Source organism: Citrobacter sp. Awk 4, assembly GCF_028069725.1.
Taxonomy (GTDB): domain Bacteria; phylum Pseudomonadota; class Gammaproteobacteria; order Enterobacterales; family Enterobacteriaceae; genus Citrobacter_D.
This window is the reverse complement of sequence record NZ_JANEWG010000062.1, coordinates 1-24,808: the sequence shown is the minus strand read 5'-3', so window position 1 is coordinate 24,808 and position 24,808 is coordinate 1. Positions and strand designations below refer to the sequence as shown.

The window sequence follows — 24,808 nt, the reverse complement described above, 5'->3', positions numbered from 1 at the left end:
ACAAAATATTGCTCAATATATTTATTTAATAAATCATGAAAGAAAAAACATAAGGCCAACTTTCGTAAAACACTCACGCGCAGCTTCAGGTATACTACGACCTTCGATTCCACAAACATCAGGCATACCATGACAGACTTAATCCAACGCCCTCGCCGCTTGCGCAAATCTGCTGCGCTTCGCGCTATGTTTGAAGAGACAACACTCAGCTTAAATGACCTGGTGTTGCCGATCTTTGTTGAAGAAGAACTCGACGACTATAAAGCAATTGAAGCGATGCCCGGCGTCATGCGCATTCCAGAGAAGCATCTCGCGCGCGAAATTGAGCGCATTGCCAACGCGGGCATTCGTTCCGTCATGACCTTTGGCATTTCACATCATACCGATGACACCGGCAGCGATGCCTGGCAGGAAGAGGGTCTGGTGGCGCGTATGTCGCGTATCTGCAAACAAACGGTGCCGGAAATGATCGTCATGTCTGACACCTGTTTCTGCGAATACACATCACACGGTCATTGTGGCGTACTGTGCGAACACGGTGTCGATAACGACGCAACGCTGACCAATCTTGGTAAGCAAGCGGTCGTGGCGGCAGCGGCGGGCGCTGACTTTATCGCCCCTTCCGCCGCAATGGACGGCCAGGTGCAGGCAATCCGCCAGGCGCTCGATGCCGCAGGCTTTACCGATACCGCCATCATGTCCTATTCCACGAAATTCGCCTCCTCTTTCTATGGCCCATTCCGCGAAGCGGCAGGAACGGCGCTGAAAGGCGATCGTAAAACCTACCAGATGAACCCGATGAACCGTCGTGAAGCGATCCGCGAATCCCTGCTCGACGAAGCACAGGGCGCTGACTGTCTGATGGTGAAACCGGCTGGCGCGTATCTGGATATTTTGCGCGATATCCGTGAACGCACCGAACTGCCGATCGGGGCTTATCAAGTAAGTGGCGAATACGCGATGATCAAATTCGCGGCCCTGGCTGGTGCGATTGATGAAGAGAAAGTGGTGCTGGAAAGCTTAGGGGCGATCAAACGTGCGGGCGCGGATCTGATCTTCAGCTACTTTGCGCTGGATCTGGCTGAGAAAAAAATCCTGCGTTAAGGTGTTTTGCCGGATGGCGGCTTCGCCGTATCCGGCCTGTAACACGCCAGGCCCGCTCAGCGAAGCGCCACTCGTCAGTTATCAGTTGGCGCGAAAGTAAGGTTTATCCCCCAGAATAGTCGCCCGGTGCATGATGCGCCGCTGCGGCAGATAATCGGCGTTGGCGTAATGTTGCGTCACCCGATTATCCCAAATCGCCACGTCATCAGGCTGCCAGCGCCAGCGCACCTGGAACTCAGGTTTTGTGATGTGGGTAAACAGGAGTCCGAGCAGCGCTTCGCTCTCTTTTTCCGTCACATCGACAATCCGCGTGGTAAAACCTTCATTCACAAACAGCGCCTGCTTACCGCTCACCGGATGGGTACGCACGACCGGATGCCGCAATGGCGGGTGCTTCGCCACCGCCTCCCGCCACCGCTGATGCTCTTCTTCGCTTTTGCGGTATTTATACTCCGGGAACGATTTACGGAAATCATGCTCTGCATGAAGGCCGCTCAACAGTTGACGAAAAGGCGCTGAAAGCGCGTCATACGCCGCAATCCCGCTGCTCCATAACGTATCGCCGCCGGTTGACGGCAGCTCTTTGGCTGCCAGAATCGCCCCGGCAGGCGGCGTTTCAATAAACGTCACATCGGTGTGCCAGTTGTCGTTGTCTGGCGGATTATCGTTATGAGTATCCAGCACGATAATCTCATCGACCCCTTCTGCGTGCGGGTAAACCGGATGAATATGCAGCTCGCCGAAACGCTGCGCCAGCGCGCGCTGTTGCTGCGGTGTGATGGCCTGTTCATGCAGGAACACCACCTGATGGCGCAGCACCGCGTGATACAGCTGTTCAAACTGGTTATCGCTCAGTGGACGGGTTAAATCCGCGCCAGAAACCTGTGCGCCAATATACGGCCCCATCGGGGTAATGCTCAGACGTTCACTCATTGTACTTCTCCATACCAGGGCGTCAGGCGTCGCTGGAGCGCACGCAGACCCAATTCTAAAAGAAAGGCAATCACCGCAATGACCGCGATCCCCGCCAGCACCACATCGGTCGCCAAAAACTCACCCGCCGACTGCACCATAAAACCTAAACCTCGCGTTGCCGCAATCAGCTCCGCCGCTACCAGCGTCGACCAGCCAACACCCAGCCCGATACGCAGTCCGGTGAGAATTTCCGGTAACGCACCGGGCAGGATGACAAACCACAACACCTGCATGCGGCTGGCGCCCAGCGACCTTGCCGCACGAAGGCGAACCTGCTGCGCGCTTTTTACTCCCGCCATCGCCGACATCACAACAGGCGCGAAAATGGCCAGATAGATCAGCAGGATCTTGGAAGTTTCGCCAATGCCAAACCAGATAACCATCAGCGGCAGCCAGGCGAGCGGTGGAACCGGGCGATAAAGCTCAATAATGGGATCAAGAATGCCGCGTACCGTTGGACTTAACGCCATCGCAATACCGACCGGAATACCGATAACCACCGCCACCAACAGCGCCAGCACCACACGGGTAAGACTGGCCGCCAGATGTTGCCACAGCGTGGCGTCCATAAAGCCCTGTGGCCCGGCGATGGTAATTAGCTTTTGCAACACCTGCTCCGGCGGCGGCAGAAACAACGGGCCAATCAGTTGCAACGCCGTCACCGTCCACCATACCGCGAGGATAACCGCCAGCGTGGCGAGACTTAGTGTTATCTGTCGGGACAATGGCCAGCGCCATTTCAACGTCTTATGACGCGGTTTATCACTGATCACCACACTCATGAAAACGCCTCCCGTTGCTCAAAGACGCGGCTTAACACATATTCGCGGGTCTCGATAAACAGCGGATCGGACTTAATGCTGCGACTCGGCTCCCCCGCGACAAAACGGCGGGCAAAGCTCAGCGGCAGGCGTTCCAGCACCCGACCAGGCCCAGGGGACAACAGCACCAGCTCCGTTGCCATAAATACCGCCTCCTCAATATCATGCGTAATTAGCAGTACCTTTTTGCCCGTCTCATGCCAGAGCGTCAGCAGCAGAGTTTGCATCTGCTCGCGGGTAAAGGCGTCCAACGCGCCGAAAGGCTCATCCAGCAGCAAAAGTTGCGGATTCGCCGCCAGCGCGCGGGCAATCCCTACCCGCTGTCGCTGCCCGCCGGAAAGCTGCCAGATAAAACGCTTCCCTGCCCCTTCCAGTCCGACCTTTTTCAGCATCTCCTGTGTAACCTGCTGACGCTGCGCTTTTTCTACGCCTGCCAGTTGCAGACCAAATCCGACGTTATCCTGTACGTTACGCCAGGGGAGCAGACCTTCGTGCTGAAAGACCACACCGCGCTCTGCGCCAGGACCGTCCACCGGCTTGCCATCCAGCAGGATGCTCCCGCGTTGATACGGCACGAATCCGGCAATCAGGTTCAGCAGTGTGGTTTTACCGCAGCCGGAAGGCCCCAACACCACCAGCAGTTCGCCGCTGTCGAGCGTCAGACTGATATCATCCAGCGCCGGTTTACCGCCGTAATTCGCAAAGAGATGAGAAATTTGCAGCATCAGCGCCCCCTTTATTGCACGAAGCGGTCAGTGACGTACTGGCTGTAATCGGTCGCCACGACGGGCACTTTGCCCTGCTCTTTGAGGAACTGCGCGGTGTCGATGATCGCTTTGTTTACCGGTCCGGTGAGTTCAGCCGTCTGCTGTTGCGGTGTCAGGTAGGTATTGCCTTTTACCAGTCCCGGCACGTCGGATTCGGGTACGCCACTTAGACGCGACAGTTTGCTGATGTTTTCCGGCTGTTTCAGCCATTCATCAGGATTCGCGAGATAGGGTTGCTGAGCGTCGATGGCGCTTTTGGCGAACGCTTTCACCACCTCCGGATGTTTCTCGGCAAAGTCTTTACGGACCACCCAAACATCCAGTGTCGGCGCGCCCCACTCACCCACTTTTTCAGAGTCGGTAAGCACGTTGCCGTCTTTTTCCAGCGCGTTCACCGCAGGCGCCCAAACGTAGGCACCGTCTATATCCCCACGCTGCCAGGCGGCAATAATCGCGGGTGGTTGCAGGTTTACGATTTCCACCTGACCGGGCTTAATCCCCCAATGCTTTAACGCCGCCAGCAGACTGTAATGGGTAGTTGAAATAAAAGGGACGGCAATCCGTTTGCCGATCAAATCTTCGGGCTTGCTGATGTTTTTCTTCACCACCAGTGCTTCAGAATTGCCGAGTTTTGACGCCAGCAGGAAGACTTCAATTGGCACTTGCTGACTGGCAGCGACCGCCAATGGGCTGGAGCCCAGATTGCCGATCTGCACATCGCCGGAGGCCAGCGCACGAACGATGCTCGCGCCGCTATCGAACTTGCGCCAGTCCACGGTGGCCCCACTCTCTTTAGCAAACGTGTTGTCCGCCTGCGCCACTTTCGCCGGTTCCGCAGACGTCTGATACGCGACGGTGACGTTAACCGCCTGAGCCTGAAATGCGATGAATGCCAGTGCGGCAATGACGGTGTTACGCGATGTTAAAGCCATATTGTCTGCTCCTCTCTCTTGTTATGGGGGGCAGTATTTCGTGGCGACTGGGTTTGATAAAGGAATTAAAAATTCTGGCTAAGAACAAAGCGTTTTTAGAAAAAAAACGGCAATGGTTAGCGATTTTGCGCATGTCGCTGTAGGCCGGATAGCGACAGGCGCCCCAGACAAAACATTGCGATTTTGTTACATTCATTACATAAATACGTCCCGGTGATTGTCAGCACACTGCTGACAGGCATCATAGGGCTCTCATTTGGCAAGAGAAGATAAATATGATTCGTGTGGTGCTGGTGGATGACCACGTGGTGGTTCGTTCCGGCTTTGCGCAATTATTAGGTCTCGAAGACGATCTCGAGGTCATCGGTCAATACAGCAGTGCTGCAGAAGCCTGGCCTTCCCTGATACGCCATGACGTCAGCGTCGCCGTACTGGATATCGCCATGCCGGATGAAAACGGTCTGAGCCTGTTGAAGCGACTGCGCGCGCAAAAAACCGACTTCCGCGCCATCGTCCTTAGCATCTATGACACGCCAGCCTTTGTGCAAAGCGCGCTGGATGCCGGCGCCAGCGGCTATCTGACCAAACGCTGCGGACCCGAAGAGTTAGTGCAGGCGGTACGCTCCGTCGGCATGGGCGGCCATTATCTGTGCGCCGACGCGTTGCGGGCGTTACGCGGCGGTAACCAACAGCCGCAGGTGCTGGGCATCCTCACCCCGCGAGAACGCGAAGTGTTTGATCTCCTCGTAAAAGGCGACAGCGTCAAGGAGATCGCCTTCCAACTCGATCTGAGCCATAAAACGGTTCACGTGCATCGCGCGAATGTGCTCGGCAAACTGCAGTGCCATAGCACTATCGAGCTGGTGCATTTCGCGCTCGACCATCAGTTGCTGACGGGGCATTAATGTCACGCAGCGTTCGTCACTGGGTTATCTCACTGTTCATTGTGTTGGCCTGGGGAACAGGCTGGCTGATGCTGTGGACGCTGGGATTTTATCTGACCCATAACGGTCAACAGGCGGCTTTGTTTTTACCGCACGGCGTCTATCTTGCGTTATTGATCCTGCTGTCGCGCCGCTACTGGCCCGCACTGGTGCTACCGCCCATACTGATGCTGTTCTGGCTACATAGCGAACAGTTGCTAAATGGGTATATTTTGCTGGCCGCACCGCTCATTAGTCTGATCCCCGCCAGCATTACCCAGACTTTCTGGCACCGGTTTCCCCTTTACTGGCAACGACTAACGCTGCTGTTAGCGGCGGTTACCGCAACGTCTTTACTCAACACCGCCCTGCTTTCACCGTTTATGAAAATCCCGGCGATGTTGCCCGGCCTCGCCTCGTTTACCGGGGGGGTGCTACTGACGCCCTTTGTTTATCTGATCTTCGAATTTTTACGCCAACAGCACCGCTATCATCTGCTGGGGCTGGATACGAGTAACCCTCCGCTGCGCGCGTCGCTCATCATCTGGTGCTGCCTGTTCTTTATTATCGGTATCGGCACTCAAATGGCGCTATCGCCAGAAATTGAACGCCTGCTGCTGATTGTCGTGTTTTTACCCAACGTGATCATGGCGTGGAAGTTTGGCTGGCAGGGCGGTGTGCTCTCCGGCCTGTTAGGAAGCATGATGATCACCATTGCCCGTCAGGTCGGCGTGGGATTCAGTAATCTCATTGAACTGGAGATCTTCCTGGCGACCCAGGCGCTGCTCGGTATTGGTCTGGGAATTGCCATCAGCCGCCAACAGCATCTGGCGCAAAACCTGCATCACTATCGTCAACGCCTTGAGGCCGAATTAGCCGCACGACGGGCGTTGACTGAAAAACTGATCCATACCGAGGAAGACGCGAGGAAAAACCTGGCGCGCGAACTGCACGACGAAATCGGCCAAAACATTACCGCCATTCAGATCCAGTCACAGCTGGTCAAACGGGCGCGCGATCCAGAGCAGACGCTCGCCGCCGCCGCTCAAATCAACGATCTTGCCCGCCGTATTCATCACTCAACCCGCCAGTTGTTACGCCAGTTACGTCCACCGGCCCTCGACGAACTGTCGTTTAAAGAGGCGTTGCATCATCTGGTCAACGAATTTGCCTTTGCCGAGCGCGGTATTACCTGTCGCTTTGATTACCTGATAGCGCACCCACCGGAGAGTGAAACGGTGCAATTCACCCTCTACCGCCTGTTACAGGAGTTACTGAATAACGTCTGTAAACATGCCGGTGCCAGCGAGATATCCATCGTGTTGCGCGAGCACAATGCACTTTTACATCTGGAAGTGAAAGATAACGGCGTGGGTATCCTCTCAACAAAAATCCCCGGATTCGGTATTCAGGGAATGCGCGAACGCGTGAATGCACTGGGCGGAGAATTGACGCTGGAATCGCAGCACGGCACGCGAGTAATTGTTAACTTGCCCACAGTTTTGCAACAAACCCCGTATTAACCAGGAAAAAGTCTTAGTCACTGCGGACTTTCTCTCATCCCCTTTGGTTTTCACTTTCCTATAGTCAGCGCAAACGGAGACGCCATGCACGCACGCCCAGCTACTGAAACCAACCAACAATACCGGACGCTGCGTCCCCGGTTGCTGATGTGCATGGTCATCGGGTATGCCGCGTTTTATCTGACGCGTAAAAGCGTGAACTACATACTCCCGGCGCTGCAAACAGATCTTGGACTGGATAAAGGCGATATCGGCCTGTTGGGGTCGCTGTTTTATCTGACCTATGGCCTGTCGAAATTCACCGCCGGGTTATGGCACGACAGCCACGGGCAGCGTTGGTTTATGGGCATCGGTCTGTTCGCTACCGGGCTGTTAAACGTGGTGTTCGCCTTTGGTGAGTCACTGACGTTGCTGCTGGCGGTGTGGACGCTAAACGGATTTTTTCAGGGCTGGGGATGGCCGCCCTGCGCCCGCTTGCTCACCCACTGGTATTCGCGCAACGAACGCGGTTTCTGGTGGGGCTGCTGGAATATGTCGATCAACATTGGCGGGGCCATTATCCCGCTCATTAGTGCCTTCGCCGCCCATTCATGGGGATGGCAGGCAGCGATGCTGACACCGGGGATCATCAGCATGGCATTGGGTATCTGGCTCACTCTGCAACTGAAAGGCACGCCCCAGGAAGAGGGATTACCGACAGTGGGTGAATGGCGGCATGACCCGCTGGAGCTACGTCAGGAGCAGCAAAGCCCGCCGATGGGGCTATGGCAAATGTTACGCACCACGATGCTAAAGAACCCGATGATCTGGTTGCTGGGCGTCTCTTACGTGCTGGTCTATTTGATTCGTATTGCGCTCAACGACTGGGGCAACATCTGGCTGACGGAGAGCCACGGCGTCAATCTGCTCAGCGCCAACGCGACGGTGATGCTGTTTGAAGTCGGCGGGCTGCTTGGCGCACTGTTCGCCGGATGGGGCTCAGATTTGCTGTTCAGCGGCCAGCGGGCGCCGATGATTTTGCTGTTCACGTTGGGGCTGATGGTTTCCGTCGCCGCGCTGTGGCTGGCGCCTGTACATCACTACGCGCTGCTGGCGGTCTGTTTCTTTACGGTGGGCTTCTTTGTCTTTGGCCCGCAAATGTTGATTGGCCTCGCGGCTGTCGAATGCGGACACAAAGCGGCAGCAGGCTCCATCACCGGTTTTCTCGGCCTGTTCGCCTATCTGGGCGCCGCGTTGGCAGGCTGGCCTCTGTCGCAGGTGATTGAACACTATGGCTGGTCCGGGATGTTCAGTTTGCTCTCGGTCGCCGCCGTATTTATGGGTTTACTGCTGATGCCGCTATTGATGGCGGGTATTACAACCTCTCCCGGTCAAAGGATAAAACAATGAAAAAAACGCTGGTCACTACCCTGATTGCTTCCGGCATTGCGCTGGCAACCTTAAGCGGCGCGGCACAGGCCAAGGGTCGCCTGGTGGTCTACTGCAGCGCCACCAATGAAATGTGTGAAGCAGAGACCAAAGCCTTCGGCGACAAGTATGATGTGAAAACATCGTTCATCCGTAACGGTTCCGGCAGCACGCTGGCGAAGGTTGATGCCGAGAAGAAAAACCCGCAGGCCGACGTCTGGTACGGCGGTACGCTTGATCCGCAGTCTCAGGCCGGTGAAATGGGCCTGCTGCAGCCCTACAAATCGCCGAACCTGGCGCAGGTGATGGAGCAATTCCGTGACCCGGCAAAAGTGAAAGGTAACTACTCCTCTGCGGTCTACGTCGGTATTCTCGGTTTTGGTGTGAACACCCAGCGCCTGAAAGAGAAAAATCTGCCGGTACCGAAATGCTGGAAGGATCTGACCAAGCCAGAATACAAAGGCGAAATTCAGATTGCCGACCCGCAAAGCTCCGGCACCGCCTATACCGCGCTGGCGACCTTCGCCCAGTTGTGGGGAGAAGATCAGGCCTTTGATTACCTGAAACAGCTGAACGCTAACGTCTCCCAGTACACCAAATCCGGGATTGCCCCGGCACGCAACGCGGCACGCGGTGAAACGGCCATCGGCATCGGCTTCCTGCACGATTACTCGCTGGAAAAAGAACAGGGCGCGCCGCTGGAGCTGATCGCCCCCTGTGAAGGTACTGGCTATGAAATTGGCGGCGTTAGCATCCTGAAGGGCGCGCGTAACCTCGACAACGCCAAACTGTTTGTCGACTGGGTACTGTCGAAAGAGGCCCAGGAGCTGGCGTGGAAGAAAGGCAAGTCCTATCAGATCCTGACCAACACTACCGCAGAAACCTCGCCGAACTCACTGAAACTCGACGACCTGAAGCTTATCAACTACGACATGGATAAATACGGCTCAACGGACGTGCGTAAAGCGTTGATCAACAAATGGGTCAGCGAAGTGAAGATGGGTAAATAAGCACCACGATGACTTTCTCCTGGTAAGGTTACCCAGGCCGGATTAGGCAACGCCGCCATCCGGCAATTATCGTCACCCTGAATGCCGGATAGCGCTTTGGCTTATCCGGCCTGGATCAGGATTAAGCACCGGAAAACGTATGTCACACACACTTGCACTCCATCCCGTGAAAAAACGGGATGCGATATTCCTTTGGGTTTTGCTGGGCTGGCTGGCGTTCGCCCTGCTGCCAAGCTGGAGCCTTGATTACGGCCTGCTGGAATCCACGGGCGATGAAATTATTGAGGCCTACGGCTGGTCGCAGTTTAATATCAGCTGGTTATGGTATCTGCTGCCGAGCCTGTTGCTGGTGCGCCCGTTCCATGAGGCGAAACGAGAACAGCGCAGCCGCCATTACCTTGACGCGGGCTGGGCGCTCCTGTGCATGGCGTTTATCGTCATCAGCGCCACCCTTGCAGGTCGGGGTTTAGGTTATGCGACCATCGTGCTGTTTGTCGCGCTGGGCGCGATCATGACGCTGGCGCTGACCCGCCTCGAATGGCTGGGCGGCGACCGTTTTGTGATCGGTTCACTGGTCGCCATCGTGGCGTTAATCGGCGTCTTTATTGTCTGGCCAAGCATCGCCATTTTCATCCCGATGTTCACCAACGACGCAGGCGAGTTCGCCCCGCTGGCGTTTATGAATGTGCTGTCGCAGGCGCATATTATTCAGGTGATCCTCAATTCCATCGTCCTGTCGATTGCGGTAGGCGTGGGTTGCACGTTCTTCGGTCTGGTGCTGGCGATCTACACCACCCGCATCGCCAAACGCAGTGCGATTATTGGGCGTATCTTCTCCATTTTGCCGATCGTCACCCCGCCGTTTGTCGTCGGTTTAGGCGTGACGCTGATGATGGGACGCTCCGGCTATATCACCGAGCTGATGGTGGAGTGGTTCGGCTTAACCAATACCAACTGGCTGTACGGTTTTACCGGCATCTGGCTGGCGCAAGTGCTGGCGTTTACCCCGATGGCATTTATGATCCTCGACGGGGCGATCAAAACCATTCATCCGTCGCTGGAAGAGGCCTCCTACACCCTGCGCGCCAGCCGCTGGCAGACTTTTAACGGCGTGTTTGTCCCGCTACTAAAACCGGCGCTGGCGAACGCGTTCTTAATTGTTATTGTGCAGTCGCTGGCTGACTTCAGTAACCCACTGGTGCTCGGCGGTAATTTCGACGTCCTGGCGACGCAAATCTACTTCTACATCACCGGTTCGCAACTGGATTATCAGGCCGCCAGTACGCTGGGCGCGTTCCTGCTGCTGTTCTCGCTGCTGGTGTTCTGCATCCAGTACATGTGGATCGGCAAACGTTCTTACGTCACCGTTTCCGGTAAGTCCTACCGTGGCGACGTGCAGCCGCTGCCAGTCACCCTGGTCTGGAGCGTGATCGCCATTCTGGCCGTGTGGATTGCCTTTAACGCCCTGCTCTACGGCAGCATTTTCTACGGCAGTTTCACCGTCAACTGGGGCGTGGACTACACCCTGACGCTGGATAACTTCATCAAGCTGTTCGGTCAGGGGATGAGTGACGGCGCGTGGCCTTCACTGCTCGACACCCTGCTCTACGCCGGGATTGCCGCGCCGATCACCGCCGCCTTCGGTTTACTGATCGCCTGGGTGGTGGTTCGCCAGCAGTTCAAAGGTAAAAAGACCATCGAATTCACCACCATGCTGTGCTTTGCCGTTCCGGGCACCGTCGCGGGCGTCTCGTATATTCTCGCCTTCAACAGCGCGCCGGTGTACCTCACCGGAACGGCGGCGATTGTGATTATCTCGATGGTGATGCGTAACGTGCCGGTCGGCATCCGCGCCGGGATCGCTGGCCTCGGTCAGATCGATAAATCGCTGGATGAAGCGTCGCTCAGTCTGCGCGCCGGAAGCTTACGCACCATTACGCACATCCTGTTGCCGCTGCTGCGCCCGGCGATCCTCTCGGCGCTGATCTACAGCTTCGTGCGCGCCATTACCACCGTCAGCGCCATTGTGTTTCTCGTCACGCCGGACACCCGTGTGGCAACAGCCTACATCCTGAACCGCGTGGAAGACGGCGAATACGGGGTGGCGATCGCCTACGGTTCAATTCTGATCGTGGTGATGCTGGCGATTATTTTCCTCTTTGACTGGCTGATCGGGGAAGCACGTATCTCCCGTTCAAAAGCCAAAAACCAGGCGTAATGGAGCGCACTATGAGTCAGAAAAATTTTGTTGAACTGCGCAACGTCACTAAGCGATTCGGCAGTAACACGGTTATCGACAATATCAATCTCACCATCCCACAAGGGCAAATGGTGACGCTGCTCGGCCCTTCCGGCTGCGGGAAGACGACCATTCTGCGTCTGGTCGCCGGGCTGGAAAAACCGAGCGAAGGACAGATATTTATTGATGGCGAAGACGTCACTCACCGCTCTATTCAGCAGCGCGATATCTGCATGGTGTTTCAGTCTTATGCCCTGTTCCCGCATATGTCGCTGGGTGAAAACGTCGGCTATGGTCTGAAGATGCTCGGCGTATCGCGCAGCGAAGTGAAAGCGCGCGTCAAAGAGGCGCTGGCGATGGTGGATCTCGAAGGATTCGAAGACCGCTATGTTGATCAGATCTCCGGTGGTCAGCAACAGCGCGTGGCGCTGGCGCGCGCGTTGATCCTCAAGCCCAAAGTCCTACTGTTTGATGAACCGCTAAGTAACCTTGACGCCAACCTTAGGCGCAGCATGCGCGATAAGATCCGCGAACTGCAAAAGCAGTTTGATATCACCTCGCTGTATGTGACCCACGATCAGAGCGAGGCCTTCGCTGTATCCGATACCGTGCTGGTGATGAACAAAGGGCATATCATGCAGATCGGTTCGCCGCAGGATCTCTATCGCCAGCCTGCGTCGCGCTTTATGGCGAGCTTTATGGGCGACGCCAACCTGTTCCCGGCCACCTTCAGTCAGGAGTTTGTTGATATTTACGGTTATCGCCTGCCGAGACCGCTGCATTTTGCAAGCCACGGAGAAGGCACGGTCGGCGTACGCCCGGAAGCGATTACCTTGAGCGATCGCGGCGAAGAGAGCCAGCGCTGTGTGATTCAGCACGTGGCCTACATGGGGCCGCAGTATGAGGTGACGGTAGAGTGGCACGGGCAGGAGATCTTATTGCAGGTTAACGCGACCCGCCTGCAACCGGACGTCGGCGAACACTATTATCTCGAAATCCACCCGTATGGGATGTTTGTGCTGGCGGATGCGGCGTGATGTTTTCGCAGGCCTGATAAATTTGTAGGCCTGATAAGCGCAGCGCCATCAGGCAATCAATGCCGATGGCGGCTAACGCCTTACCGGGCCTAACGTCAGCTTCGCGCTTTTAAATCGGCAATATCTTCTGGCTCGGTGCGACAACACCCGCCAATCAACCGCGCGCCTGCCGCCAGCCACTGCGGCAGGTAATCCGCCAGCTGTGCGCCGCTTTCGCCGTGCTGATGCCAGCTTTTACTCACCGGGTCGTAATGCTCGCCCGAGTTCGGGTAGACCACCAGCGGCAGCGACGTCAACTCCTGCAAATGCTGTAACGCGGCGGTGGCCTTTTCCAGCGCAATACAGTTGACGCCAATCGCCACCACCTGCGGGAATCGACTGAGGAACGCGACCACCTCGCGCAGCGGCGTGCCGTCGCTCAGATGCTCGCTGTCGCGCAGGGTGAAAGAGAACCACGCACGGGCGCGCGGCCAGTCGTTCAGCAATTCCGCCAGCGCGTTGATCTCAGCAAAATTGGGCATCGTTTCGCAAGCCAGCAGGTCGACACCGGCGTCCAGCAACGCTTCTACGCGTGAGCGGTGGAACGCCTGAAATTCTTCACGACGGCACTGGTAATCGCCACGGTATTCAGAACCGTCGGCAAGAAACGCGCCGTAAGGCCCCACAGAGCCCGCCACCAGCAGCGTGCCCGCCTGTGGGTTTTCCGCCAGATACGCTTCCCGCGCTTTACGCGCCAGTTCAACGCTCTTGCCGATGAGCGCTTTTGATTGCGTCTCATCAAGACCGCGTGCCGCTAAACCTGCAGGCGTTGCCTGATAGCTGGCGGTAATGGCGCACTGCGCACCCGCACGGTAGTAGTCCAGGTGAACCTCGCGGATCACTTCCGGATTTTCCACCAATACTTTAGCGGACCAGAGTTTGTCCGCTAATGTACAACCACGCGCTTCCAGTTCCGTTGCCAGTGCGCCATCCAGTAACAGGAAATCTTGCTTTTCGAGGATGGCATTCAACGGATTATGCTGCGACATGTTGTAGCTCCTGTAGGGATTTTCGATGTTAATAAACAGAAAATCACCCTATCACAACGACGCAAACGATAACCTGTACCATCGCCCATTTTTAACGCCCGTTCAAACCGGTAGCCGACGCAACATCTTAAGGCTGGCGCTTATCTCAGGGTGAAACGTAATGATTAGAAACAAAAAGGGTCGAGGCAGGCGCTCTGTCATCGTTATCGTCGGATGCCCCTCTGAGTGGTAGAGGAAAGTGAAGCGACGGCAGTTGGCAAGCGACACGGAAAACCGGTGGTATTGAAGATTGACGCGCGCTTAATGCACTCGCAGGGGATCACATTTTATCAGGCTTATAATGGCGTCTGGCTGACCAAAACGGTACCGGTCAGTTTTATTTTATGGGAAGTGTAAGCGGTGCCGAAATTCCGCTTATCTGTGGCGCAGAATTTCGGCACGGGTCAGTCTGAATGATGTCAGATCTTGAGCATTTTTACCGTGGCCTCGATGTCTATCTCATCTTCCGAGAAGATTAACGTCGTGCCCTGAAACGTGGTGATCGCCAGTTTTTTCACCGAGCGCATTTCGCCAGGCTTCGCGGCTGTTTTGGGTCTGATATTGCTCATCAGGATCCCTACCGACAGCACCGCGTTTTCTTTATCAATGCCGGTATCGACAGGGACTTCTTCGCTATACACCAGGAAAGACTTGATCGAGGTGAGCTTAAGGCGCTCGCCCGCAATATAGATGTATTTGCTTTCCGGGACGACTTTCACCGCATAGGCTGACAAGCCCTTGTTGTTGGTGGTCGGTTCGAAGGTCACCGCCGCATCTTTCTTAATAAGCTCCGGATTGGCGACCTTAATCACATGAAAATAGCGGTTATCACCGTTCTCATCTTTGATAAATCCAAAGCCTTTATCTTTAAACCACGTTGTGATCGTTCCGTTCATCGCCATTACCGCCTGATTAATCGTTTATCTACTCAATTTTGCAGCGCGCAGTGTAAAGCACAACGCCTGCACAGACTATGCCTTTGGCTTAAGTCTGGACTACCGTGATTTACCACATCAAATCATCGGGTACTTTAAAGTCAGCATACGGATCGTCTTCATCCTGCTCTTCTGCACTCAGTGCGCTGTGTAACACAATACTGTTCGCATCTCGCTGCGCGATCTTATCGGCCACGCTCGCGGGGATAATCGCGTATTCACACTCGCTACTGTTATCAACAACCAAACGCGCAATCGCGAGACGACCGTTGATCAGCTGAGCCTGGGTCAGCTTATCCACCATGATTTTTTTGATTAAATTACTGTCAGTGAAGTTAAAACCAATATCGCCTTTTGAAATGGTGATTCGGTTCATTTCAATGAGCTGCTTCACCTGCGCTTTGTACTCTTTAGATAACACCGCTTGTTTTTGTTGCTCGCTAAGCTGCTTATCACGCTCAAGTTGCGCTTTTTTATTCTCTTCCACGGCCTCTCTCGCCTCACGAGCCTGAACGCGTGATTTTTTAGCCGTTCTCTGGACTTTGGCCATTTTTTTGCTGGTCACTAAGCCCGCTTTAAGCATCTGCTCTTGTAAGGTGAGTTTCGTCATCTTCGTATCTAAACCGGTTGAATATTTACTGGGATTATACCTGCATTTTTTGAGGCTGTATCGGGTTGCCGTCCCGGATCACGGCTCATCGTGTGGCGTCAACCCCTCAGGCATCCCGCCAGATTTGTAGCGCGACGCTGTTCATTTGCAGGGTCAGAAAGACGAAGATCTCTAAATGTGAATGGCTCGATTATGCAGGATACTTACAATTATGGCGCGGGTAGCGCTTGAGGGGCGGTGAATTTTGAAATGCTTTCCCGCCTGTTGAGGGCGGGAGTTATAAATACAGCGATTTATTTATCTGTGATTTTCAACAGCCGTGGGAATTGGTTATTAAGTTCGAGCAAACAGCTATCCATATACGCCTGAGTCTGCTGAGTGACTTTTGCATAGCTATCTTTGCTCCACTCGGCAAGCGGAGCTTCAACTGGCGCCGGGGCACAGTCAGAAACTGTATAAGCAGAGAGTAGAGTACCACCCTCAGGACGCTTATAGAAAATGACTTTGTATTTCAGCTGATATACCGGAACGGCTGTCGCATCTTTGTAGATCAGTGCCCAGGTAGCACGTCCGATATACAGAGGCTACTGATATTTATAGCCGCTGGCATTAGTATCCATCCACTGGCTGATATTCTGCTTCGCTTTCGGCGTAAAGTAACTGTCCGTCGGGTTTACCATCGAATCAATGGCTGATCCCTTATAATTCTCTTTATCAAAACTTCCGGAGCTAAAATTTCCGGTGAGTGCGGCTAAAACAGCCAGCCCCTTTCCAGCGGCATCTGCCGAAGGGGACACAACACGAAGCTTATTATCGGCGATACGACCGTTATTCAAATCAGCCAGTGCAGGCATACTGTAGATCTCAATAGAACTCCCCGTTGTAGAAGTGACCGTATCAGGTTTTGCTGAATTCACGCACCCTGTTAAAACGGCACCTGCCGCAACGATAGCTATCATCTTTTTCATTTTTTCTTTCCTTGTGTATATTGCCGATCACAAACGTGGCAAAAGTAATATTGTATTAAATCGTTTAATGCTCTAAAGAACCCTTTCTGAAAATAACCTTGTTTTCCTTCCAATACGAAATCTTTATTCAAAAAAACAACCAAATAAAACAAAAGATTAAAGTATAAAACCACTAAAAAACACTCATAAGCTGAACATAAACCTCCTGATATTCTTATGTATAGATAAAGCTCTTAACTAATTATGCTCATAACCGTCTCAAACAAAATTTTATCGAGCGATTCCGCATCAGACCAACATCATTCGTTGATTGGCAGGAACAGTTAACAATGCAACGTTACATAATTCAACAATATTTCCTGAAGCGTCCTCGCAGATATTAAAGTTGTTCATTCATCCAGTGCTGTGTTTTTATTCAGCAAGGTATAATGGACGCAGCAAAGCAATCGAAAGACCGCAACAGGAAAATCGATAAAATAGAAAAGTCTTATTTTTAAAGAACGCGACGTGAAGGTGTCTCACCACCTCCATGCCGCTAACCACAGACAACTACGTTGGAGTTGAATATGGCTGACACCAATCCTAAGCCTGGTCACCACTGAGCGAGTTATTCTCAACAACAACTCACTCTGACGTGAGACTGAGCACTGCACTTACTTTTACCCTGTACAATCATCAAGTTACAACAACTTTTGCCTGTGCATTCTGATGCATGGACGACGAAGCCCCGACGCGCATTTTTGCGCTCCGTTATCCGCGCCCTGGCTGATTGGCAGAAAAAATGATCCCAACCAAAGAAGTTGGGATTGATTCATTAGATTAAGCCCAAAGACTCTGGCAACTCTTTAACAAAGTTGCATTTTTCTTCCGAATATTCACTAGATATAGATTGAAAGAGCTGACTAATATTTTTTCTATCATCATCACTTAACAACTGTAGCTCTGCTGCCATCTGCTCCATCATTTCTATTGCAAGATCAGGATCCAGCTGTTCCTCATCAGTGAATTCTAAAAATATGGCGATATCGGCTATAATTTTTACCAGCTTAGTAGTGCTACTCATTGACAATTTTCACCTCTATATTCTTGATTCCTAACTCATCAAACATCTTTTGGGCGCGGTTTGCTTGTGTCTGAGTTGTTACTTCCCAGCGTCCAGTCATACCGTTGTTTTTCAATGCGTCTGACTGCCGTAATGCCTGATCCTTAGCTTTTTGAGTAGTAACAACAGATACTTTTCTATCTATCATCACGTTTCCATCGACACCATCGAAACGAACAGGTTTACTTTTTCCTTCTGCATCAATGCGATCAATACTCGGAGCTTGCCCTTTCTGAGTTTCAATATTTGAACGAGCACCCGAAGCTGAATCGTTATAATCTTTAGCCCGCTGACTCATACTTGCGTTTTCATCGACCCATTTTACTTTTATCTCATCACTGGCTTTATTTATCAGCTTAGATGCAGTTTCAAGATCGCCTGCTTTCAGAGCCTTCTCTGCTGCCTTAATAGTTTTACCCGCAGCATCTCCCAGACCTGGCACAAGGCCAATTGCCGCAGCCAGATAATCAATCGCGCTTTCCGCTTCATGGAAGCCCTTGATATCACCAACTATTGGCACAAAGTCAGCACCAAACGATACCGTATCGTTCAGCGCTTCCCTTCGTTCATCGTACATTTTAGCTGAGCAGGTTTCTGCACTTAGCCCGCCGCAGTTTTCTTTCTTAAAACGCTCGTTCTCCGCCTCAATGTACTCATCGGCCTTCTGCTCCAGCGTCTTGCCTTCAGATTGTGCCTGCGCAATATCACTCAGCGCATTATTCTCAACAACAACTCTCTCTGACGCAGATTGCAGGGGCGGAGTCGATTTTTCCCTGTGCTTTTCGTGAGTTACAGACGGTTTTCCCCGCTGTACTTCCGGGGCAGCAACTTTTTGCCCCGACGCGCCTTTTTCGTCTTCACATGCTACCGCTGGCCAAGAGCACTTGGCGCATTGTTAGGATTTTAAAAATGCTCCTGACGTTGGTGTTGGGAGCATTTGTACGTTATAGCGGTTATTTTTCTGGATTTATATATGTATACCTACTATCAATTTCCAGACCAAGATCATTAACTATTTTAAGCACTTGCGTGTACTCATCTTTACTGATCACAACATCATGATCAGCAATATGATCACATAGCGTTTCGAATGCTAATACATTCTCTGAAAACCCAATATAATCAAGGGCAAAGTCAACTAACGAAGGTTCCAGACGATCTTTTAATCCTTCACCAAACTCTCTAATTTCGTCATTAATATCCATTTCACCCACATTTTTGCTCCGAAGCACCTTTTTCGACCATGCTACCGCCATGGCGAAGATCACTGCGGGTAAATAGTCAAATTCAACGTACCGCGCAGAGATTAACCAATCAATTCTTCTTTTGTTTGCTCTAAAATTTTTAAAAAATCGTCAACTGGGAACTTCATAACTACTGTTTCAGCCAGAATTCGGCTATCTGAAAAAAACTCTATTTCAATTGAATCAATCCCCTTATCTTTGTTCAACTGGCAAAGAATTTGTCCTTTATAAGATATTTCAGCAGTGAGTTCTTCATAACGAGAGTCACTGAAAAAATCAACTTCAAATTCGTCACTCATTAGCCTTACCTTTTTGGGTCTAAAAAACCAGAAAACGAACCATCAGAGTTATAGCGAATACCTTGGCCACTTGGTAAACGATATTCAACGCCACCACGAGACAACTCTGTTCTGGTAGTACCAGGATTACTCAATACATCATTAACAAACTTACTCGCAGATTCATTTTTCTGAGCAATATTTCCTTTTAAAGGTTCAAAAGTTCCACTTTCTCTTCCTGCATGTTTTTCCCAGGCTCTTGCGGCGGCAGACATACCTTGACCGTTTATTGGTTTATTTGCTGATGAAATAAGACTATCTTTCGCAGTGAGGCCGACTTTACCATCTTTAGCAATCCCACCACCGCCTTTCATCGGATCACCGTCGGCATCCAGCGCCGGGGTTTTCAGCATGGGTGCGATATCAATGATATCAGGCGAGCGCAGTCCCAGCCGCTTTTCTTCTTCCTTGCTGAGCGCGTTATTCTCCACCGCATTCTTCCCGGCAGCAGCTCCGGTAGCCGCTCCTGCCGTATTCCCACCAACAATGCCACCAGCCATGCCTGATGAAATGCTCGCCAGCGTACTCAGTGTTAGCTTCTGGTCCTCAGTCAGCTTCAACAGGTCTTTCACATCCGGATACAGTGCGTTCGCAATGGCTCTGGCAACCAGTTCACCCGATGCCGCTCCCGCGGCTCCAGCCGCTGCGTTGTTGCCCTGAACAGCAGCAACCACTCCGCCAAGAATAGCGTGAGCGATGGCGTTAGCGGCTGCATTACCTTCCGTTGGCTCCTTCAGCAAATGCGCCAGCTCCGGTGCCGAAGCCCCGGCCAGCGCACCCGCAATATTGCCACCGGCCAGACCCTGAAGCGCCGCCGTTGCAGCCTGGATACCGCGCTGAACGGCCCCACCGGTGCCCATCCCCGTCGCGTTAAAGGCCTCGTTGTAGTAGTTCTGATAAACCTGCCCGTTAATATCATCGTTGCTGGCGGTTTTGCCCGGATTTGCCTTCTCCCATTGTGCTTTGGCAGCATCACGGTCTTCCGCCGTCACGCTGTTCATCCGCTCTTTGGCGGCCTCCATCGCGTTCAGTTTCCCCTGCGTCCTGGCAATGTCCGCCACCTGGTTGCCGATATCGCTGATCATTCCCACCTCTTTCAGGCGGTTCTGCTCTTTCTCCTTGTCGAAGATCGGGCTGATGCTGTCGTTGGCGTGCTCGGTGTCGCGGCTCAGGTTCGCCACGTCCTGCTTCTGGTTGTCCTTGTCGCGGATAGTGATGTTGCCGTTCGCGATGGCCGCCTGGGTCGTGCCTTCCGTGTGGCCGCTGTTGCCCGCCGCTGAAATCATCCCGCCCGGCATATTGCCCTTAAACGTCTCCCCGAAGCTACCGCCACCGCTCAGGCTGATGCCCGAGTGCTGGGTTTTGAAATCGGCTTCGTTGTGGATGTCAGTGAAGCCGAGCGTTCCGGTGTCGAGCTTGTTCTTATCTGCCGTGGCGGTGGAGGCGATAACTGCGCCGTCCAGTTGGGTGTGGTTGCCGACAGTGATATCGAAGCCGCCATCTCCGGCAAACATCCCGGTCTGTTCGGCCACGGAATCGAAGCGGCTCTTCATCTTGTCCTGGGAGGCAGCGATGTAGCCAGAGCCGGACATTGAACCGAAGGTGAAGCTATCGCCCGCTGCCACGCTGGTCTGCTTGCTGTCGTACTTGTTGGTGTCCTGCTGGCTGCGCATCAGCAGGTCGTGACCCACGTCAGCAACAATTTTATTGCCGTTGACCTGCGCCCCGTCGAGCACGGTGTCGTTCCCGCTCTTNATGGTGACGGTTTTNCCGCTGTCTANNGTGGTNTCGGTCCAGTCGGTGCCGTTGCCNTTGTCNTTNCCNTTNGCNGCNTTNACGTTGGCNAACACGCTGATNCCGGCCCCTTTCCCNGCCCCGATACTCACCCCGACGCCACCGCCGCTGCTGCTGTTCTTGCCGCTGGACTGTTGGGTGTTTGCGGCCCCCGTCAGAAGGATGTCGTTTTTCGCATCCAGCACGGTGTCACCGCCCGCCTTCAGCTGACTGCCCGCAATCACGATATCGCCGCTGCCTTCGCCGCCTTTCTTCCCGTTCGCGGTGATGGAGAGATTGTTGCCCGCGTTCAGGGTACTGCCCGCCACCGCATCGCTTTCCGCGTGCTGCTGCGATTTGGATTTCTGCGTGGTCAGCGAGAGGCTGACGCCTATCGCGTTCGGGTCGGCCGTCAGGTTAGCCGCCTCAGCCGCCTGCCCGGCCTGCACGCCGGAGAGTACCGTTTTGGTGGCCTGCAGTGCTTTGAGGCGTCCGTCGCTCTCTTCTTTGGTGTCCTGTGCTGCCGTGACGGCATTGTTAATCGCACTCCCGACCGTGCCCGACAGCGCCAGCGTCAGCCCGCTCTTCTTCTGCTCGAAGGTTTCGTCGCGGGTGGATTTGCTTTGCTGCTGCCGATGGTGATACCAATATAGAATTAAATAAGGCTTTTACAGAAACAACTAAGAATGCAACGTTAGATAAATCGACAATATTTCCTGAAGCGGTCTCGCAGATATTAACCTTGCTCATTTATCCAGTGCTGTATTTTTATTCAGCAAGGTATAATGGACGCAGAAAAGCAACCGAAAGGCCGCAACAGGAAAATCGATACAATAGAAAATTCTTATTTTTAAAGAGCGCGACATGAAAGTGTTCAAAGCACTTCCATGCCGCTGACCACAAACAACTATGATGGAGTTGAATATGGCTGACACCAATCTTAAGCCAGTAATCACTATTGCCAAAACACAATTGAAATTTTTGGCAGGTAATTCGAAAAAGCACGAAGTAGTACGCAAAAAAAACAATTACGACTTGCCCTGGAAGGCAGAACCCAAATTATTAAGGAATATGACGGTCAGCTACGTCAGAACTCGCCACATCGACCCCGCCACCCTGCGGACCACGCACTACACCTGCCGCGCCAGCCTGCGCCTGAACGGTCGCTGGATGGAAGAAGCCGGATTTACCACAGGCACCAAAATTGATGTCCGCGTGATGCCGGGTTGCCTTGTTATTACAGCTCTTCAAAATGTCACGCCGCTAATGAAAGCCTTCAACAAAACCAAAGAATTACCTGAAGCAGAGCAGCAGCAAGTTATGGATTTTCTACAAGGCGTAATCGCCCGGGTGGAACTGGAAAAACTTTGAGTTCGTCAAAAACCTCCCGCCCGTAGGGCGGGGTTCATCTCAAGAATTTAGTTCTAACGGACAAAAGTGTTGCTTCATTCCACATACATTAGAGTAGATCTGCATAATTGATCGTTCTGATCATATTGCAGATGCAATGCATAGCCTTCCTGTTCATATTTAGCCCACTTATTTATGTATCCAAGAAGCATATCCATTTTGCCTTCACCACTAAAAGATGGTGGGCCTAACTCTTGTATCACTGACTTTTCACTCCACCCTGAACCTATACCAGAAAGTAATTTTCCCTTGAAAACTCCATAACCTTCATATCGATCAAAGTAAAAGTGCACATGGCTAACAACACCTTTCCTAAATCCAATCTCCAACCCTGAATTAGGGTATTTAACATATTTTGTATGGCCTACCGGATCGTTATACTCAGCAGGATCTTCTGATGAAATGGGGAATTCGCCGATACTGTTATTGAGCTCAACAAACTCCTTCGAAGACTCAGACTTGCCAAGGGAGTTAATAAATGTTGTCCATTCAGGCATTACTTTGTTACTCCTAATTGACGATTTCGTTCTTTTATCTGTTCTATTGCATCATCGACAAGCTTAGGTTCATACCCTCGCTCCAGCATATTTTTTCTCAATGCATCCGTATCACGGCATTCTGCTCCACACAGATCTAAAGCATCATTTTTAACTTGAGTCGCATTATTTTTCCCACCGTACGTTGGCCCGGCGACATGAACATCTTTAGGTACTTCTACAGCAGTAGCATTCTCATAAAGTTTCTTTGCTTCTGCATCAGTTAAAGGACGTCCAAGCTCATTCTCTTTTGCTTTTCGGAGCGCAGCAAAAGATGGTATATGGTCATGCTCCAAACCATCTCCAACGACTTCACGGGCTTTCAGTTCTTTATAGGTTCCAACATCAAGCACTTTAACGCTTTCGATCTGAGTACTGGCATTATTGATTAACTTAGAAGCCTGCTCAAGATCTCCAGCTTTCAGCGCCTTGTTTGCAAGTTTTAACGTTTCGCCAGCGACATCTCCAACCAGCGGAAGCAATCCAATGGTTGCTGCCAGATAATCCAGAGCACTCTGTGCTTCCGCAAAACTCTTGATGTCACCTACGACTGGAACAAAGTCTACTCCGAACGATGCAGCGCCGGCCAAAAGTTCATCACGATTTGCATCTATTTTCGCACCACAGGCTTCAGCACTGAGTCCAGCACAATTCTTCGCTTTGAAGTCAGCGGTGGCTTTTTCCAGCGCATCCTGGGCTTTCTGATATTTCTCCTGCTGTGACATCCCCGATGCTTTGTTTTCGATAATGTCACTCAGCGCGTTATTCTCAACCGCATTTTTCCCGGCAGCAGCTCCGGTAGCCGCACCCGCAGTATTTCCACCTACAAGTCCGCCCGCCATACCGGAAGAGATACTCGCCAGCGTACTGAGCGTCTGTTTCTGGTCTTCAGTCAGCTTCGACAGGTCTTTCACATCCGGATATAACACCTGCGCGATTGCGCCTGCGATAAGATCGCCGCTTGCAGCACCTACGGCACCTGCTGCAGCATTATTCCCCTGAAGTGCCGCCGTCACACCGCCGAGAATAGCGTGGGCGATAGCTTTTGCGGCGTCGTTATCATTGATTCCGGCATTGTGCCCAATGAAGTTTGCCAGCTCCGGTGCCGAAGCCCCGGCCAGCGCACCCGCAATATTGCCACCGGCCAGACCCTGAAGCGCCGCCGTTGCAGCCTGGATACCGCGCTGAACGGCCCCACCGGTGCCCATCCCCGTCGCGTTAAAGGCCTCGTTGTAGTAGTTCTGATAAACCTGCCCGTTAATATCATCGTTGCTGGCGGTTTTGCCCGGATTTGCCTTCTCCCATTGTGCTTTGGCAGCGTCACGGTCTTCCGCCGTCACGCTGTTCATCCGCTCTTTGGCGGCCTCCATCGCGTTCAGTTTCCCCTGCGTCCGCGCAATGTCCGCCACCTGGCTGCCGATTTCGCTGATCATTCCCACCTCTTTCAGGCGGTTCTGCTCTTTCTCCTTGTCGAAGATCGGGCTGATGCTGTCGTTGGCGTGCTCGGTGTCGCGGCTCAGGTTCGCCACGTCCTGCTTCTGGTTGTCCTTGTCGCGGATAGTGATGTTGCCGTTCGCGATGGCCGCCTGGGTCGTGCCTTCCGCGTGGCCGCTGTTGCCCGCCGCGGAAATCATCCCGCCCGGCATATTGCCCTTAAACGTCTCCCCGAAGCTACCGCCACCGCTCAGGCTGATGCCCGAGTGCTGGGTTTTGAAATCCGCTTCGTTGTGGATGTCAGTGAAGCCGAGCGTTCCGGTGTCGAGCTTGTTCTTATCTGCCGTGGCGGTGGAGGCGATAACTGCGCCGTCCAGTTGGGTGTGGTTGCCGACAGTGATATCGAAGCCGCCATCTCCGGCAAACATCCCGGTCTGTTCGGCCACGGAGTCGAAGCGGCTCTTCATCTTGTCCTGGGAGGCAGCGATGTAGCCAGAGCCGGACATTGAACCGAAGGTGAAGCTACCGCCCGCTGCCACGCTGGTCTGCTTGCTGTCGTACTTGTTGGTGTCCTGCTGGCTGCGCATCAGCAGGTCGTGACCCACGTCAGCAACAATTTTATTGCCGTTGACCTGCGCCCCGTCGAGCACGGT

23 protein-coding genes and 2 pseudogenes are annotated in these 24,808 nt (G+C 53.0%); 9 read left to right on the top strand and 16 right to left on the bottom strand.

The features are described 5' to 3' along the window. The first annotated feature begins 129 nt into the window (after positions 1–129). Entirely contained in the window at positions 130–1,104 is a 975-nt protein-coding gene (gene hemB, locus NNO04_RS19685; RefSeq protein WP_271446085.1) for a porphobilinogen synthase, read from the top strand. 81 nt (positions 1,105–1,185) lie between these two features. Here hemB and tauD read toward each other — a convergent pair whose 3' ends face one another. From tauD to tauA, 4 genes are read right to left on the bottom strand one after another with little or no spacing between them, the layout of a single operon-like run. Next, positions 1,186–2,037 carry a taurine dioxygenase gene (tauD, locus tag NNO04_RS19680; RefSeq protein WP_271446084.1) on the bottom strand — a complete coding sequence of 284 codons (852 nt, stop codon included), beginning with the start codon at positions 2,035–2,037 and terminating at the stop codon, positions 1,186–1,188. Next, positions 2,034–2,861 (bottom strand): taurine ABC transporter permease TauC, encoded by an 828-nt coding sequence (gene tauC / locus NNO04_RS19675; protein WP_271446083.1) that lies wholly within the window; start codon positions 2,859–2,861, stop codon positions 2,034–2,036. The genes tauD and tauC overlap by 4 nt, the downstream gene beginning before the upstream one ends. Beyond that, complete coding sequence (gene tauB / locus NNO04_RS19670; protein ID WP_271446082.1) at positions 2,858–3,625, bottom strand: taurine ABC transporter ATP-binding subunit; 768 nt, start codon at positions 3,623–3,625, stop codon at positions 2,858–2,860. Before tauB ends, tauC begins: the two co-directional genes overlap by 4 nt. A gap of 11 nt (positions 3,626–3,636) precedes the next feature. Then, the gene (tauA, locus tag NNO04_RS19665) at positions 3,637–4,599 is read right to left on the bottom strand and encodes a taurine ABC transporter substrate-binding protein (protein ID WP_271446081.1); all 963 of its coding nucleotides are present in this window, start codon (positions 4,597–4,599) and stop codon (positions 3,637–3,639) included. Between the two features lie 275 nt (positions 4,600–4,874). Here tauA and NNO04_RS19660 point away from each other — a divergent pair, with 275 nt between their 5' ends. From NNO04_RS19660 to fbpC, 6 genes are all read left to right on the top strand, one after another. After that, positions 4,875–5,504, top strand: a complete 630-nt coding sequence (locus tag NNO04_RS19660; protein WP_271446080.1) for a response regulator transcription factor — start codon at positions 4,875–4,877, stop codon at positions 5,502–5,504. After that, entirely contained in the window at positions 5,504–7,045 is a 1,542-nt protein-coding gene (locus tag NNO04_RS19655) for an MASE1 domain-containing sensor histidine kinase (RefSeq protein WP_271446079.1), read from the top strand. Before NNO04_RS19660 ends, NNO04_RS19655 begins: the two co-directional genes overlap by 1 nt. Before the next feature lie 60 nt (positions 7,046–7,105). Then, positions 7,106–8,434, top strand: coding sequence for an MFS transporter family glucose-6-phosphate receptor UhpC (uhpC, locus tag NNO04_RS19650; RefSeq protein WP_271446087.1), 1,329 nt, complete (start codon positions 7,106–7,108; stop codon positions 8,432–8,434). Beyond that, positions 8,431–9,462 (top strand): ABC transporter substrate-binding protein, encoded by a 1,032-nt coding sequence (locus NNO04_RS19645; protein WP_271446078.1) that lies wholly within the window; start codon positions 8,431–8,433, stop codon positions 9,460–9,462. The genes uhpC and NNO04_RS19645 overlap by 4 nt, the downstream gene beginning before the upstream one ends. 139 nt (positions 9,463–9,601) lie before the next feature. Next, a complete protein-coding gene (locus tag NNO04_RS19640) occupies positions 9,602–11,680 on the top strand; it encodes an ABC transporter permease (RefSeq protein WP_271446077.1) in 2,079 nt (692 codons plus the stop codon). A gap of 11 nt (positions 11,681–11,691) precedes the next feature. Further along, complete coding sequence (fbpC, locus tag NNO04_RS19635; protein WP_271446076.1) at positions 11,692–12,738, top strand: ferric ABC transporter ATP-binding protein; 1,047 nt, start codon at positions 11,692–11,694, stop codon at positions 12,736–12,738. 95 nt (positions 12,739–12,833) lie between these two features. Here the strand turns inward: fbpC and mmuM are convergent, their stop codons facing one another. Next, the gene (mmuM, locus tag NNO04_RS19630; protein ID WP_271446075.1) at positions 12,834–13,766 is read right to left on the bottom strand and encodes a homocysteine S-methyltransferase; all 933 of its coding nucleotides are present in this window, start codon (positions 13,764–13,766) and stop codon (positions 12,834–12,836) included. 243 nt (positions 13,767–14,009) lie between these two features. Between mmuM and NNO04_RS19625 the strand changes: the two are divergent. Then, a pseudogene (locus NNO04_RS19625) lies at positions 14,010–14,162 on the top strand (RNA 2'-phosphotransferase); the annotation flags it as partial. Between the two features lie 62 nt (positions 14,163–14,224). On the opposite strand, the gene NNO04_RS19620 reads toward NNO04_RS19625, so the two are convergent. The 9 genes and pseudogenes from NNO04_RS19620 to NNO04_RS19580 form a co-directional block, all read right to left on the bottom strand. Then, positions 14,225–14,707, bottom strand: a complete 483-nt coding sequence (locus NNO04_RS19620; protein ID WP_271446074.1) for a cold-shock protein — start codon at positions 14,705–14,707, stop codon at positions 14,225–14,227. A 103-nt stretch (positions 14,708–14,810) separates the two neighbouring features. After that, positions 14,811–15,350, bottom strand: coding sequence for a DUF2058 domain-containing protein (locus NNO04_RS19615; protein WP_271446073.1), 540 nt, complete (start codon positions 15,348–15,350; stop codon positions 14,811–14,813). A 584-nt stretch (positions 15,351–15,934) separates the two neighbouring features. Then, the gene (locus NNO04_RS19610) at positions 15,935–16,318 is read right to left on the bottom strand and encodes a hypothetical protein (RefSeq protein WP_271446072.1); all 384 of its coding nucleotides are present in this window, start codon (positions 16,316–16,318) and stop codon (positions 15,935–15,937) included. An 814-nt stretch (positions 16,319–17,132) separates the two neighbouring features. Further along, on the bottom strand, positions 17,133–17,381 hold the full coding sequence (locus NNO04_RS19605) for a hypothetical protein (RefSeq protein ID WP_271446071.1): 249 nt from the start codon (positions 17,379–17,381) through the stop codon (positions 17,133–17,135). Then, on the bottom strand, positions 17,374–17,997 hold the full coding sequence (locus NNO04_RS19600) for a hypothetical protein (protein WP_271446070.1): 624 nt from the start codon (positions 17,995–17,997) through the stop codon (positions 17,374–17,376). Before NNO04_RS19600 ends, NNO04_RS19605 begins: the two co-directional genes overlap by 8 nt. Before the next feature lie 376 nt (positions 17,998–18,373). Then, entirely contained in the window at positions 18,374–18,625 is a 252-nt protein-coding gene (locus tag NNO04_RS19595) for a MafI family immunity protein (protein WP_271446086.1), read from the bottom strand. A 101-nt stretch (positions 18,626–18,726) separates the two neighbouring features. After that, positions 18,727–18,963 carry a hypothetical protein gene (locus tag NNO04_RS19590; protein ID WP_271446069.1) on the bottom strand — a complete coding sequence of 79 codons (237 nt, stop codon included), beginning with the start codon at positions 18,961–18,963 and terminating at the stop codon, positions 18,727–18,729. 454 nt (positions 18,964–19,417) lie between these two features. Next, positions 19,418–21,395 (bottom strand): annotated as a pseudogene (locus NNO04_RS19585) (hemagglutinin repeat-containing protein); the annotation flags it as partial. After that, the gene (locus NNO04_RS19580) at positions 21,313–21,525 is read right to left on the bottom strand and encodes a hypothetical protein (protein ID WP_271446068.1); all 213 of its coding nucleotides are present in this window, start codon (positions 21,523–21,525) and stop codon (positions 21,313–21,315) included. The gene NNO04_RS19580 and the pseudogene NNO04_RS19585, both read right to left, overlap by 83 nt. 174 nt (positions 21,526–21,699) lie before the next feature. Here NNO04_RS19580 and NNO04_RS19575 point away from each other — a divergent pair, with 174 nt between their 5' ends. After that, positions 21,700–22,146, top strand: coding sequence for a SymE family type I addiction module toxin (locus NNO04_RS19575; protein WP_271446067.1), 447 nt, complete (start codon positions 21,700–21,702; stop codon positions 22,144–22,146). A gap of 74 nt (positions 22,147–22,220) precedes the next feature. Here NNO04_RS19575 and NNO04_RS19570 read toward each other — a convergent pair whose 3' ends face one another. Both NNO04_RS19570 and NNO04_RS19565 read right to left on the bottom strand, forming a co-directional pair. After that, on the bottom strand, positions 22,221–22,682 hold the full coding sequence (locus tag NNO04_RS19570; protein ID WP_271446066.1) for a hypothetical protein: 462 nt from the start codon (positions 22,680–22,682) through the stop codon (positions 22,221–22,223). After that, on the bottom strand, positions 22,682–24,808 hold a 2,127-nt coding region (locus NNO04_RS19565), incomplete at its 5' end, for a VENN motif pre-toxin domain-containing protein (protein ID WP_271446065.1). The genes NNO04_RS19570 and NNO04_RS19565, both read right to left, overlap by 1 nt.

Bases quoted from the DNA above. Each gene is read 5' to 3' on its own strand.
- tauC (WP_271446083.1), bottom strand. From the start codon at position 2,861: ATGAGTGTGGTGATCAGTGATAAACCGCGTCATAAGACGTTGAAATGG.
- NNO04_RS19570 (WP_271446066.1), bottom strand. From the start codon at position 22,682: ATGCCTGAATGGACAACATTTATTAACTCCCTTGGCAAGTCTGAGTCT.
- NNO04_RS19645 (WP_271446078.1), top strand. From the start codon at position 8,431: ATGAAAAAAACGCTGGTCACTACCCTGATTGCTTCCGGCATTGCGCTG.
- NNO04_RS19610 (WP_271446072.1), bottom strand. From the start codon at position 16,318: ATGAAAAAGATGATAGCTATCGTTGCGGCAGGTGCCGTTTTAACAGGG.
- NNO04_RS19660 (WP_271446080.1), top strand. From the start codon at position 4,875: ATGATTCGTGTGGTGCTGGTGGATGACCACGTGGTGGTTCGTTCCGGC.
- NNO04_RS19575 (WP_271446067.1), top strand. From the start codon at position 21,700: ATGGCTGACACCAATCTTAAGCCAGTAATCACTATTGCCAAAACACAA.
- NNO04_RS19640 (WP_271446077.1), top strand. From the start codon at position 9,602: ATGTCACACACACTTGCACTCCATCCCGTGAAAAAACGGGATGCGATA.
- tauB (WP_271446082.1), bottom strand. From the start codon at position 3,625: ATGCTGCAAATTTCTCATCTCTTTGCGAATTACGGCGGTAAACCGGCG.
- NNO04_RS19605 (WP_271446071.1), bottom strand. From the start codon at position 17,381: ATGAGTAGCACTACTAAGCTGGTAAAAATTATAGCCGATATCGCCATA.
- fbpC (WP_271446076.1), top strand. From the start codon at position 11,692: ATGAGTCAGAAAAATTTTGTTGAACTGCGCAACGTCACTAAGCGATTC.
- NNO04_RS19655 (WP_271446079.1), top strand. From the start codon at position 5,504: ATGTCACGCAGCGTTCGTCACTGGGTTATCTCACTGTTCATTGTGTTG.
- NNO04_RS19595 (WP_271446086.1), bottom strand. From the start codon at position 18,625: ATGGATATTAATGACGAAATTAGAGAGTTTGGTGAAGGATTAAAAGAT.
- NNO04_RS19580 (WP_271446068.1), bottom strand. From the start codon at position 21,525: ATGAGCAAGGTTAATATCTGCGAGACCGCTTCAGGAAATATTGTCGAT.
- tauA (WP_271446081.1), bottom strand. From the start codon at position 4,599: ATGGCTTTAACATCGCGTAACACCGTCATTGCCGCACTGGCATTCATC.
- NNO04_RS19600 (WP_271446070.1), bottom strand. From the start codon at position 17,997: ATGTACGATGAACGAAGGGAAGCGCTGAACGATACGGTATCGTTTGGT.
- hemB (WP_271446085.1), top strand. From the start codon at position 130: ATGACAGACTTAATCCAACGCCCTCGCCGCTTGCGCAAATCTGCTGCG.
- NNO04_RS19590 (WP_271446069.1), bottom strand. From the start codon at position 18,963: ATGAGTGACGAATTTGAAGTTGATTTTTTCAGTGACTCTCGTTATGAA.
- mmuM (WP_271446075.1), bottom strand. From the start codon at position 13,766: ATGTCGCAGCATAATCCGTTGAATGCCATCCTCGAAAAGCAAGATTTC.
- NNO04_RS19620 (WP_271446074.1), bottom strand. From the start codon at position 14,707: ATGGCGATGAACGGAACGATCACAACGTGGTTTAAAGATAAAGGCTTT.
- tauD (WP_271446084.1), bottom strand. From the start codon at position 2,037: ATGAGTGAACGTCTGAGCATTACCCCGATGGGGCCGTATATTGGCGCA.
- NNO04_RS19615 (WP_271446073.1), bottom strand. From the start codon at position 15,350: ATGACGAAACTCACCTTACAAGAGCAGATGCTTAAAGCGGGCTTAGTG.